This is a genomic window from Streptomyces sp. MnatMP-M17, from assembly GCF_900091995.1.
Lineage (GTDB): Bacteria > Actinomycetota > Actinomycetes > Streptomycetales > Streptomycetaceae > Streptomyces.
Map to the genome: position 1 here is coordinate 1 of NZ_FMDK01000207.1, position 10,885 is coordinate 10,885.

Annotated in this window: 14 protein-coding genes; 11 read left to right on the plus strand and 3 right to left on the minus strand. The window is 66.9% G+C overall.

What is annotated here, in order from left to right; genetic code table 11:
* From GA0115259_RS40165 to GA0115259_RS10205, 9 genes are all read left to right on the plus strand, one after another.
* The coding region (locus GA0115259_RS40165; RefSeq protein ID WP_093594058.1) for a phage tail protein at nt 1-2,408 on the plus strand (2,408 nt) is incomplete at its 5' end.
* A gap of 2 nt (nt 2,409-2,410) precedes the next feature.
* On the plus strand, nt 2,411-3,286 hold the full coding sequence (locus GA0115259_RS39580; RefSeq protein ID WP_141716509.1) for a hypothetical protein: 876 nt from the start codon (nt 2,411-2,413) through the stop codon (nt 3,284-3,286).
* Between the two features lies 1 nt (nt 3,287).
* The gene (locus GA0115259_RS10175) at nt 3,288-3,890 is read left to right on the plus strand and encodes a hypothetical protein (RefSeq protein WP_093594064.1); all 603 of its coding nucleotides are present in this window, start codon (nt 3,288-3,290) and stop codon (nt 3,888-3,890) included.
* On the plus strand, nt 3,891-5,033 hold the full coding sequence (locus tag GA0115259_RS10180) for a DUF5047 domain-containing protein (protein WP_093594067.1): 1,143 nt from the start codon (nt 3,891-3,893) through the stop codon (nt 5,031-5,033).
* Between the two features lie 11 nt (nt 5,034-5,044).
* Nucleotides 5,045-5,614, plus strand: coding sequence for a hypothetical protein (locus GA0115259_RS10185; protein ID WP_093594070.1), 570 nt, complete (start codon nt 5,045-5,047; stop codon nt 5,612-5,614).
* A 13-nt stretch (nt 5,615-5,627) separates the two neighbouring features.
* Nucleotides 5,628-6,332: a hypothetical protein gene (locus GA0115259_RS10190; RefSeq protein ID WP_093594072.1), complete on the plus strand. Its 705-nt coding sequence runs from the start codon at nt 5,628-5,630 to the stop codon at nt 6,330-6,332.
* On the plus strand, nt 6,332-6,916 hold the full coding sequence (locus GA0115259_RS10195) for a hypothetical protein (protein ID WP_093594075.1): 585 nt from the start codon (nt 6,332-6,334) through the stop codon (nt 6,914-6,916). Before GA0115259_RS10190 ends, GA0115259_RS10195 begins: the two co-directional genes overlap by 1 nt.
* The gene (locus tag GA0115259_RS10200; protein WP_093594078.1) at nt 6,916-7,122 is read left to right on the plus strand and encodes a hypothetical protein; all 207 of its coding nucleotides are present in this window, start codon (nt 6,916-6,918) and stop codon (nt 7,120-7,122) included. Before GA0115259_RS10195 ends, GA0115259_RS10200 begins: the two co-directional genes overlap by 1 nt.
* A 1-nt stretch (nt 7,123) precedes the next feature.
* Nucleotides 7,124-7,711, plus strand: a complete 588-nt coding sequence (locus GA0115259_RS10205; protein WP_093594081.1) for a hypothetical protein — start codon at nt 7,124-7,126, stop codon at nt 7,709-7,711.
* Nucleotides 7,712-7,742: 31 nt separating this feature from the next.
* On the opposite strand, the gene GA0115259_RS10210 is transcribed toward GA0115259_RS10205, so the two are convergent.
* Together GA0115259_RS10210 and GA0115259_RS10215 are read right to left on the minus strand one after the other, a co-directional pair.
* A complete protein-coding gene (locus GA0115259_RS10210) occupies nt 7,743-7,922 on the minus strand; it encodes a hypothetical protein (RefSeq protein ID WP_093594084.1) in 180 nt (59 codons plus the stop codon).
* A 57-nt stretch (nt 7,923-7,979) separates the two neighbouring features.
* On the minus strand, nt 7,980-8,171 hold the full coding sequence (locus GA0115259_RS10215; protein ID WP_093594087.1) for a hypothetical protein: 192 nt from the start codon (nt 8,169-8,171) through the stop codon (nt 7,980-7,982).
* A gap of 138 nt (nt 8,172-8,309) precedes the next feature.
* Between GA0115259_RS10215 and GA0115259_RS10220 the strand changes: the two genes are divergently transcribed.
* Nucleotides 8,310-8,612, plus strand: a complete 303-nt coding sequence (locus tag GA0115259_RS10220; RefSeq protein ID WP_093594091.1) for a hypothetical protein — start codon at nt 8,310-8,312, stop codon at nt 8,610-8,612.
* Here the strand turns inward: GA0115259_RS10220 and GA0115259_RS10225 are convergent.
* Complete coding sequence (locus GA0115259_RS10225; protein ID WP_093594094.1) at nt 8,609-9,652, minus strand: helix-turn-helix domain-containing protein; 1,044 nt, start codon at nt 9,650-9,652, stop codon at nt 8,609-8,611. The two genes, GA0115259_RS10220 and GA0115259_RS10225, sit on opposite strands and share 4 nt — an antisense overlap.
* 104 nt (nt 9,653-9,756) lie before the next feature.
* Between GA0115259_RS10225 and GA0115259_RS10230 the strand changes: the two genes are divergently transcribed.
* A complete protein-coding gene (locus tag GA0115259_RS10230) occupies nt 9,757-10,239 on the plus strand; it encodes a hypothetical protein (RefSeq protein ID WP_093594097.1) in 483 nt (160 codons plus the stop codon).
* Nucleotides 10,240-10,885 lie beyond the last annotated feature (646 nt).

Sequence of the window (10,885 nt, forward strand, 5' to 3'; positions counted from 1 at the left end):
CCCTGGCCGCCGTACGGTCCGGCCTCACCCGTATCGTCTCCGCAGCACAGGCCACCACTCCGGACATCACCATCGACGTCGATGTGGATGAACGCAGCCTTCGCGACGCCGAGGAATCCACCGGACGCCTCACCAGAGCCGCGAGCGCAGCTCTCGGGCCACTGGGCGAGCTTGGGGGCGCGCTCGGCCGCACAGGCGCCGCAGCAGGCGCACTGCCCCAGGCACTCATCGGCGTAGTCACGTCGATCGAGCAGATCCTCCCAGCCGCTGCTGTCGCAACAACGGGGCTGCTGGCGATCCGGTCGGCGTCAGGCGCTGTGCAGGTGGCGATGATCGGCGTGTCCGACGCGATCGATCTGGCCTTTGACCCGGACGCCGACCCGGAGGAACTGGCCAAGGCAATCGCGAAGCTCGCACCCGAGGCGCGCGCGTTCGTGACCGAGCTCCAGAGCATGCAGAAGGAACTGTGGGGGCTCCAGCAAGGCGTTCAGAACCGGTTCTTCCAGGACTTTGACGACTCCCTCAGCGAATTGTCTACGGCGGTGCTGCCCGCCGTGCAGAAGTCGCTGAACGCCTCCGCCGTGTCCCTCAACCGGATGGCGGTCGGCGCATCCGACGCGGCCGTCACGCTCGGCACCTCCGGGATCCTCGGCACCGCGCTGAAGTCCGCGAACGCCGGCCTCGCAGACCTGGAACGTATCCCCGGCCAGGCCGTCATCGCGTTCGGGCAGCTCGCCGCGGCTGCGGGCCCGTCGTTCGAGCGGATCACCACGGCTCTGGCGAGGGTGGCGGATGGCGCGGCTGCCGCACTGTCGCGGGCGTTCGCGTCCGGCGCGCTGGAGGACGCGATCGATGCGGCGATCGACACGATCGTTCAGCTCGGCCGCATTGCGGGCAACGTGTTCGAGGCGCTCGGCAACATCATGAACGCCGTCTCGGGCGACGGTGAGGGCCTGTTCAGCGTGCTGGAGATCATCACTGGGGCGCTCGCGGAAGCGACCGGTACGGACGGGTTCCAGCGTGCGCTCGCTGCGCTCTCCCGCACCATGAGTACCGTCGCCTCCACTGCCGCTCCGCTCCTTGTGCAGGCTCTTGCGCTCCTCGGTCCGATCTTCGAGATCCTGGCCCCGCCCGCGCAGGAGCTGGTGCGCGTCCTTGGCGCTGGGCTTCAGGACATCTTGACGGCGCTCGGCCCTGTGCTCGCTTCCGCTGCTGGCGCTGTGGGCGACCTGGTAGTCGCACTGCTACCGCTGGTAACTCTGGCTGCCGAGCTGGTCGCCGGTGCCCTGCCTGCACTGACCCCGCTATTCGAAAGTTTGAGCGAAACTTTTGTCCTACTAACACCCCTTATCGAGCAGCTTGCGCGAAACTTGGCCGCTCAACTAATGCCACTACTGACCGCACTTCCGGAAATTCTCCGTCAGATTCTGCCCGCTTTCGGGCAATTCGGAGAGCAAATCCTGCCCGTCCTACTGGACGCACTTGTGCAACTTGAACCGTCCCTGCTCCAGCTTTCACAGGCGCTCGCGGATCTTCTGGTCGCACTGACCCCGATCATCGTGGCGTGGATCCAGCTCGCCGCAGCAACGTGGGCGCAGGCCATGCCCGCGATCACGGCCGTTTCCAAAGTGATCATCACTCTGGTAACGGGCGCACTCCAGCTCCTTTCCGGCTTCCTGACCCGCTACGTCATTCCGACGATCCACATCGTGACCGCGCTCCTGGACGGCGACTTCACAGGCGCGATGCGCAACGCCGGGGCGGTCGTCACAAACATGAGCGAGGACGGAACCCGCGCATTCGAATCGCTCAAATCCCGGTCAACAAAACTCGTTGCGCAAATGGTCGTGGAAATCCCAGCGGCCGGGCGCCGGATGGCGACGGCGTTCGTGAACGCCATCGTGCAGATGGCGGCCGATGCCGTAGGCCGCGTACAAGCACTCCCGGGCAGAATCCGAGCCGCGCTCCCTGGCGCTGAGGGGATCCTCCGAGCGGCAGGGCAGGCGATAATCCGCGGCCTGATCGCCGGTATCACATCGATGCTACCGAGCTTGTCCGGAACGCTCCAAAGCATCACCAGTCGACTTCCGGACTGGAAAGGGCCCGAGGACCTCGACAGGCGCATCCTCATTCCCGCCGGACGCGCCGTCATGGAGGGCTTCATGAAGGGCATCACCGACAGCGTGCCCGCGCTGGAGCAGCAACTCGCTTCGCTCACCACGTCTCTTCCCGGACTCGCCCCGCAGGTGGAAATGTCCAGCAGCCGCAGCATCACCGCCCGGCAGATCTTTGAGCCCGTTATTCAGGTGAGCATCGGCAACCGGGCCATTGACGACTACGTGGACGCGCGACTTGATGTTTGGGACCGCCAGCGCAACAAGTCCCAGGCGCAAGGATGGAGGCGCTGACAATGCCAACAGTCACCCTCAACATCTTCTTCGCATCCACCCCGGGCACCCAGACATCATGCGACGTATACCGCTCCGCAGACTCCAACACCGGCCCCTGGGAATACCTTCAGACAATTCCGCTGCTGTCCCAGTCCGCAGTCTTCTTCGATACGGGCGCGCCCCTCGGCGTAAACGTCTGGTACCGCGTCGTGGGAGTACCGGGCACCCCATCCGCGCAAACATTCATCGCAGGGCCCATTCAGCTCAACGCCACCTCGTCCGTGTACGCCGTTGACCCGCTACGCCCATGGGCCAGCCGCGCGTTCGACTTCTGCTCCACTACGCAAGGACACACCTGCGGCAACGAGACCCCTGCATTCGTGTGGGCCGGGTTCGGTGACCGAGAACGGGCCGCAGACATCACGCTCCTGCCCCTCACCGGCTCCGAGACCCCCGCAGACGTCTTCGCCCGCCGGAAGGACCACACCGGTAGCTTCCAGGTCCTCACACGCACCCTGGAAGCCAAGGAGGCGATCTATGACCTCTTCACCTACGGCGGACCAGTACTCCTCCAACTGCCTCCGGTGTACGGACAGCCCGACATCTACGTCCAGCCCGGCACCATCCGCGAGGCGTACATCTCCGCCGACCAGCGCCGCCCCTACCGGCTCTGGACCATTCCCTACACCGTCGTCACCGCACCCGTCGGCCCCAAGCAGGGCACCGCCTGCGCCAACTGGTGCGCCGTGCAAGAGGCGTACCCCACCTTCGCGGACATGACCGCAGCCGGCGGGACGTGGCAGGCGATCGCCACCGGGGACACGGTGTGCGGGGACCCCGAGGACCAGGCCGGGTACGGGGACGGCCTCTACGGCGACGGACCTTACGGAGACTGACATGACCATCACCCTTCCCGTCATCGGCGCCCCGTCCTGGGGAAGCCCTCTCAACCTGGCGGTCTCCCAGATCGCGCACGGCGGTTTCGTCCCGACCGACCAGGGTCTGCTGGCCTGGAACTACGACCCCGCCCAGTGCTCATCCTCGGCCGCTCCCACGTCCGGGCAGCTGCGCCTCATCCGGCTGCCGGGCCTCGTCAGCAACCAGCTCATCACCGCGGTGCGCCTCCACATCGCCGTCGCCCCAGTGACCCCCACGGCCGGCCAGAACTTCGTGGGCCTGTACGACGGCAACGGCACCCGAGTCGCTGTGTCCGCGGACTGCACCACAGCGTTCACGACCACAGGTGAGAAGAGCATTCCGCTCACGTCGGCATACAACGCATCACTGGGCACGTACTACGTGGGCATCCTCGCCAACGCGGCCACCCCGCCATCGTTCTCCCTGTGTGCGTCCATGTCCGCCGCGACCGCGAACATCGGCCTCACCGCAGCCACATGTCGCTTCGGAAACGGCCCGGCCGGGCAGACGACGCTGCCGGCCACGGTCACCATGGGGTCCCTCGTCCTCTCACTGAACTGCACGTGGGTCGGGGTGAGCTGAATGGTCCTTCCCGCAACTCCCCTCTACCGGCAGGCTCTCGCGCGCCCGCACCAGCCTGCGTTCCACGTCACCAGCACCGACATCTATGGGACTCCCCTCACCCGCGATGTCCTCGGAGCGCCCGCCACGGCGGACATCCCGACCAGCGGCGGCAGTGTCACCGCGAATCTCACCAACCGGGTAACCCGGCGCGCCAATTTCAACGTGGCAGACACCTGGTATCCGCTCACCGCCACCGACCCACTCGCCCCCGAAACTGCGGTGATCTCGATCTCTGCGGGGCTGCGGTACGGCGACGGGACCGAGGAGCTTTTCCCGCTGTTCAAAGGCCGGGTGGCCGACGTACGGCGAGACGACGACGGAACCGTCACCGTCCAGTGCGACGATTTGGGCGCCGACGTGGTCGCCTACCGGTTCGAGCAGATCTGGAAGGTGAAGAACCCCGCCAGCTGTCTCGCCGAGATCCAGGCGATCATCCTCGACGCACTGCCCCAGGCCCAGTTCACCGAAGGCGACGCCATCGACGCGCCAGTCCCGCCGGATCTGTCCTGGGACGAGGACCGAGGGAAGGCCCTGGATGACCTGGCCGCCGCAATGGGTGCCCGCTGGTACGCCCTCGGAGACGGGACCTTCACGGTCAGGGCGTTCCCGTACAGCATCGGGGATCCCGTGGCGGTGATGACAGACGGCACGGACGGGCTGATCTCCCACGCCACCATCCGCCGCACCCGCGACGGCGCCGCCAACTCGATCACAGTCATTGCCGAACGTGCCGGAGGCACCATCGCCACCGCCCCCGTACGCCAGACCTCCAGGGACACCAGCGCTTCCAGCCCCACCCGCTTCGGGGGGCCCTACGGCAAGGTCTCCCAGATCATCAAAGTCCAGACCCCCCTGACCGACCAGCAGGCCAAGGCCCTCTCCGACGCGCAGGTCCTCGCATCCGTCGCCATGGTCAACCAGTGGGACATCCGCTGCGTCCCCGACTACTCCCTGGAACCCGCAGACGCCATCCAAGTCACCAGCCTGGGCATCAACGCGCTCCAGGTCATCGACAGCATCAGCTACCCGCTCACGGCGCAGGCAGACCAGTCCATCGGAGGCCGCGCCTACGTATCGCCAGACGTCACGCTGGCCAGCTGACAGGGGGAGTCATGGACACCACGATCAACCGGGGCTATCCATACCCCGAGTGCGAGCCGCCCGTACAGAAAGACGCCTCAGACATCATCCAGATGTCCCAGCTCGCCACGGCCATAGACAGCGACGTGCAGGGATTGTCCGACACAATCGAAACCCAGATGGCGTACCCGCCCAACGCGAAAATGTTCACCAACGCCATCGTGACGACCCAATCGGACTTTTCGATCTTCTACACCAACACAGCGTGGTCAACCCGCACGGGCCTCGCCGACCCGACCATGACCGGCGGCTTCGTCATCCAGGAGCCCGGCTGGTACCTCGCCACCGGCTTCGTGACGGCCACCACCACTCTTCAACTTCAGATGCGGACACGACTGCTGGTCAACGGCGTACAGACCGGCATCTGGCAGGGCTACTCCCGCAACACCACGGGGATCCCGGCGCAGGCCCAGCAGCTACAGGTGAGCCTGTTCCTGGATGCGGGCCAGTTCGTCACCACCATCGTCCGGCATGGATTCCCGGGCACGTCCATTTCCTTCTCCGCGCGCCTTTCGCTTCTTCAGTTGGTGGCCAGTGCGTAGCCAGAACCAGGCCATGATCCTGGCAGCAGACAGCGGTCCGTGGGCGCAGGTCCGGACCGGATCGGTGACCGCGGCCACCCCCGCCTCGGTCACTGTGGACATCGGGGGCACCCCCATCAACGCCGCGTTCAACCGCGATCAGCCGCCGCAGACCGGGGACTTCGTCGCGGTGATCCGGCAGGACTCCATCTGGCTGGTCCTCTACGCCATGTCTGGCGTCGGCTCCAACGACATCGCCAACCCGTCATTCGAATCGGGCCTGGACGGGTGGGCCCAGTACGACATAACCAACATCAGTTCCTTCGTCGCTGTCGGCCCCACCGACACCGCCCCGGACGGCCAGTACTACTTCCAGGCCGCCACCACCGCAGCCACAGCGGACTCGTTCCTGTACTCGGAGCCCATCGGCGTCACCGCAGGAGACCAGCTCAGCGTCTCCGCTTACGTCTGGGGCGACTACGACATCGATGCGGCCGAGACAGCCACCGCTTCCCTGCTGGCCTTGTGGTTCGCCAACGAGACGGACCTCTATCCGACCACATCGTCGGCGAACACCGTGATCACCACTCTCGCCAACGTCCCCGCCCCGCCGCCCATCTCCACGCTCTCAGGGACCGTCACCGCGCCCGTGTCCGGATACATGCGGATCGCCTTGGAGTCCGTCGTCACAGCCACCGGCTCCCTGTCCTGGGACCTCGTCACCGCACGGAGAATCTGATGCCAGGAGCAACCCCCCGCGGCTACCCCTTCCCCCTGTACGCGGACGTCCAGAACTTCCCAGCCGCGATCCAGTCGCTCGCCACCGCCGTTGATGCCGATGTGCAGCTGCTGGAGACAGCACGGGCCGGCGCCCTGAACGAGCCGACGGTCCGGGTCACCAACCTGACTGCGCAGAGCATTCCCGGATCCACTACGACCACCATCACCTGGGGCGCGGCCGGAGCGAACTACGACAACGCCTCCATGTGGAACCCTGCGACCCCCACACTCCTGACCTTCACCCAGCCGGGCATCTACCTGCTGGAGGGGCGCCTGGAGGTGGCCGCGTCGGGCACGGCCACCGAGGTCGGCACCTACACGACCATCACCACCTCGGGCGCCCAGGGACCGCTGGCGACCGCTCAGAGCCTTCGCATGGCCCAGACCTCCCCAACGCGCCCTGACCTGCTGTGCCTGTACCTCGCGGCCACGGCGGGGGAGACGTTCGGCATGACGTTTTTTCATGATCACACCACCGCCAAAAGCGTTGGCGCCCGCTCAATCACAGCCACCCGCATCAGCACAGCGATAGGACTCCCCTGATGGCAGACAGCACCCAGGACGACTCGATCATCATCGGCGACCCCAACGCCCCCGAGCCGCCCAGCGAGCCGCCCACACCGCCCCAGCCCGACCCCATCATCATCGGCGACCCCGGAGGCGGCTGGGACGGCACCGGAGACCCCCCGAATCCGGCCCCGGAGCCCCCGGAGCCGGACCCCAATGCGCCGCCCGTGGAGACACCCTGAAATGCCCGCGAACACGATCAACCGGGGCTACCCGTACAGCGTCCCGTCCGACCCTGCGGACATCCCGCAGGCGATGGAGGACTTCGCGACAGCCGTGGACGCAGACGTTCAAGGCGTCTACAACGGGGTGCAGCTACGTCCTGCCGCAAAGGCGATTGCCACCACGCAGCAAAAATACGTCAACACCGCTTCGGGCTCACTACGAGGTGTCCGATTTAGCTCGTTTCAGTTCAACGTGTCCGGCGCTGCCGTTCTGGCCGACTTCGGGCTACGGGTGATCCCTCAACTCCCGGGCTACTGGTTCGCCATGGGCACGATTTCCTTCCCGAAGCCGACAGGAGGCACCCCTCCCACATCGGTGTCCACCGTGCTCCTGAAGAACGACAGCTCGGTACTGTCTCGCGGCGGTCTGAACGGATTCGCCACCATTGCGGATGGAACGGTGGAACTAGTCGCCTCCGGCGGAGAGTTCATGAACGGCACAACAGACTTCTTCAATGTGTCCTGGTCACCGGTGGCAACAGCCACGGTTCCGACGTACTACATCTACACGCGGACGCTCACGATGGTCCGCATGACCCAGGTATAAAAATGGTGGGGTGGACGCGTCCACCCCACCATCACGCCGCATGAGCTGGTTCTGACCCTGCGACCGACGCCCATTCCACGAGCAGCCGCTGGTACTGCTCCTGCTCGACTGCCGAGAGCGCGCGCCCTGCGGCCCGTTCCCAGAGGGCGCGGATGTCTGCGTTGACGACGGCGGCAGACCGCACGGAACCAGGGTCGGGGGTGGTGGGCATGCCGTCAGGATATCGGGCAGGCGTCCGATCCGGCGGGCGGTTTCGGAGCGAGGCGCCTCACTCCCGGTGCCGTACGGCGGCCTTGAGCGCCTTCTCCACCTGGTACCGGTTCTGCCCGGTGTCCGCGGCGTGTGCGGTGACGGCGGCTTGTACGGCGGCGGCGGTGGGCACGGTGAGCGCGCCGGCCTGCTGCTCGGCCCAGGTGCGCTGCTCCAGGGCGATGAGTGCGTCGGTGAGTTCGATAGCCACGGCCGGATCGTAAACGGCGCTCGCCGTCGACGGGTAGTCTGTCCCGTAGCACCCCCGGGGCCCGACTCCCCGGGGGTCTCGTCGTGTCAGACCTCACCGCTACGATCAGCCGCCATACGATCGAATACGGGAGAAGTCATGGCGCACGAAGAAGATCCGCTCGCAGGCACACCCACACGCTCACTGTGGATCACCTACGTTCCGTACGACCCCTCCGAGCCTGACGATCACGAGACCGGGGACCACACGGAGTCCGAGCAGATCCGCGAGCGGTTCGACTTCCCTGAGAAGCTCTTCGAGCAGATCCCCATCGGGACCGAGGGCAAGACCACTGAGGCCGGACCGTCCATCGGGCATATGAAGCTCGCCATCCGACGACGGCTCGGCGACGGCCGCGAAGGCACCATCCTGAATGTGCGAGGTGAGGGCGAGGACGGCTAGCCTGCGCGCCGCTCCGCATCCTCCATCCGCGCCTGAAAGTGAGCCCGATCCCGGGGTACCCCTTCGAGGTCGGGCAGCGCAGCCCGGATCTGATCGGCCGCCGTCCGCCACTCGCGGCGCGCATATGCCGCGTCCGCTGCCTGCAACTGTGCCCGTGTAGGCGTCAGCCAGTACAGCCACCCCGGCCGGTCCTCTTCATCAGGGACCTGGACCGCCTGCCGCAACGCCGTCTCGGCGAGCCGCCGAGCCCGGTCCCGTTCCCCGACCGCTGCCGCGGCGACCGACGCCTCATGCGAGGCAGCCGATACTGCGGCCGGTGACAGACCGGACACCGTACGGGCAGCATCTGCGGTCCGCAGCGCGCGCACCGGGTCGCCGCCCTTCCTGCTGTAGTTCGCCCTTACCCGCAGGAGCCACGACGCCATGTCGGCGTGCGCCCCGTCGGTCGCCCACCCATACGCGACGTCGAGCCAGCCGAGGGCCGCGCCTGCGCGGCGTTGCTGCCATGCCACCCAGGACAGCCAGTGCGCGTGCTCGGCGGCGAGCAGCAGCAGTCTGTCGGCCGCCGGGCCGGACGTTCCGGGGATCAGCCGGGTGACGGCGTCCAATTGTGATCTCACGACGGGCCACAAGTCGTGGCCGGATCCGTCGTCCTCGGCTCGGCGCTGCGTGGCGAGGACCTGGCCGATCCAGTCGGCGGTACGGAGATCCGTACGGCCGGTGGCGTGGCCGTGGGCGACCCGCTCGCGCAGCTCGGGCGACGGCTCCCATGTCCCGTACGTAGCGCTCTGTCCTGCCTCGATGACCTCTGCTGGCACTTGCAGCCCTTCAGTGATCCGGGCCCGGACCGAGGCAGTTTTCACCTTCCTGCGGCCGGACTCGATAGCCGAAATGTGCGGCTGCGGCATACCGAGGAGTGATTCGAGAGCGACCTGCGTGATCCCCGCGGTGCGCCTGTACTCACGGAGGACAGCAGCCCAGTCACCGCGCGCGTAGGCGGCGCGCAGTCTGACGTCTGTCCAGAGTCCCCGACGGCTCATGGCGGAAATATACGCTCGTCCGCGAAAAGGCCGTATACGCATGCCGCCTTGTCACTCTCACGATGGTGTCCAGTCCACCGAGTCGGGTCGGAAAGAGACGCCACATGTCCACGAAGATGCAGACCGAGAGGGCCATCGCCCGATGGCTCCTATCGTCCAGCCACGCGCCCGAAATCCCCAGCAAGGACTGGGATGACGGGAAACCCGCCATCATCCGTACCGGGGGCGCGTTCGATGCTGTGCGGATGCCACAGGAGTTGGTGCACGCCGCGGTCGGACTCACTGATCCGGCCGAGGTGAGTGTCGCCCTCGCCGAGGTTCTGGACGGGCCGGTGATCTGTCACCCCGGCTCCTGGTACTACGCGCTCGTGCCCACCGGGACCTGCGAGACATGGCGCTCGGCGCTCGCCGTGGTTCGCGGGAGCGGTGGGTGGGTCGGTATCCCCCGGGTGGACCGGACGGAGCCCACCGCCGTCGCCGCCTACTGGGCCGTGCCGGTCGAGCGGACGGACAAGCTGTGTGACCCGGCCGCCGTGGCCGAGCTACTGGGGGTCGGCCGTGAGCGGATCGAAGGCAGAGAGTCGTGAGCGTCTCTTGGCAGTACCGGGATGCGGGCAGTGGGCGCGGGCAGCTTCAGCGGGTGCTCGTCACCGAGGGCGGGAGATTCCTTCCGGCTTACCGTGCGTGGATGGATCACACGCAGCCCTGCGCCACATGCACGGGGCCTGACGGCCGGTGCGAGGACGGCGAGACTCTGTGGCGGACGTACCTTGCCGCGCGCCGGGACACGCCATGAACATCTGCTCTCTCTGCGACGAGCCCATCCGGTCCCACCGGCCGTCTACGGCTTGCTCAGTCGAGACCGGTTCCGGTGTGGCACCGACCGTTCATGTGCACGTGGTGTGTCCCCGGGAGCCTCCGCCGCAGCCGGTCCGCTATCAGCCTCGGTCATACCCCTGACAGCCCTGGCCGGCGCCTGTCCCGCGTCGGCGCCGGCCAGGGCGCACCACGCACTTCTGAAGGACCCAGATGGAATGCCACAACTGCGGATCGCCCCTTAATGGCGACGGCCGGTGCCCGAACGGCCACGGCTGGATGGCCGCCCCACCTCCTGATGACTGTCCCTAGTGCCGGTCCCGAGATCACCTACGCCAACTGCCGCCGGTGCGGAAGTCTGATCGCCGGGCTCGACGGCCGTTACAGCTGCGGTGTCTGCGGCTGGGTCAACCATCA

Bases quoted from the DNA above. Each gene is read 5' to 3' on its own strand.
- GA0115259_RS39580 (WP_141716509.1), top strand. From the start codon at position 2,411: ATGCCAACAGTCACCCTCAACATCTTCTTCGCATCCACCCCGGGCACC.
- GA0115259_RS10175 (WP_093594064.1), top strand. From the start codon at position 3,288: ATGACCATCACCCTTCCCGTCATCGGCGCCCCGTCCTGGGGAAGCCCT.
- GA0115259_RS10180 (WP_093594067.1), top strand. From the start codon at position 3,891: ATGGTCCTTCCCGCAACTCCCCTCTACCGGCAGGCTCTCGCGCGCCCG.
- GA0115259_RS10185 (WP_093594070.1), top strand. From the start codon at position 5,045: ATGGACACCACGATCAACCGGGGCTATCCATACCCCGAGTGCGAGCCG.
- GA0115259_RS10190 (WP_093594072.1), top strand. From the start codon at position 5,628: ATGATCCTGGCAGCAGACAGCGGTCCGTGGGCGCAGGTCCGGACCGGA.
- GA0115259_RS10195 (WP_093594075.1), top strand. From the start codon at position 6,332: ATGCCAGGAGCAACCCCCCGCGGCTACCCCTTCCCCCTGTACGCGGAC.
- GA0115259_RS10200 (WP_093594078.1), top strand. From the start codon at position 6,916: ATGGCAGACAGCACCCAGGACGACTCGATCATCATCGGCGACCCCAAC.
- GA0115259_RS10205 (WP_093594081.1), top strand. From the start codon at position 7,124: ATGCCCGCGAACACGATCAACCGGGGCTACCCGTACAGCGTCCCGTCC.
- GA0115259_RS10210 (WP_093594084.1), bottom strand. From the start codon at position 7,922: ATGCCCACCACCCCCGACCCTGGTTCCGTGCGGTCTGCCGCCGTCGTC.
- GA0115259_RS10220 (WP_093594091.1), top strand. From the start codon at position 8,310: ATGGCGCACGAAGAAGATCCGCTCGCAGGCACACCCACACGCTCACTG.
- GA0115259_RS10225 (WP_093594094.1), bottom strand. From the start codon at position 9,652: ATGAGCCGTCGGGGACTCTGGACAGACGTCAGACTGCGCGCCGCCTAC.
- GA0115259_RS10230 (WP_093594097.1), top strand. From the start codon at position 9,757: ATGTCCACGAAGATGCAGACCGAGAGGGCCATCGCCCGATGGCTCCTA.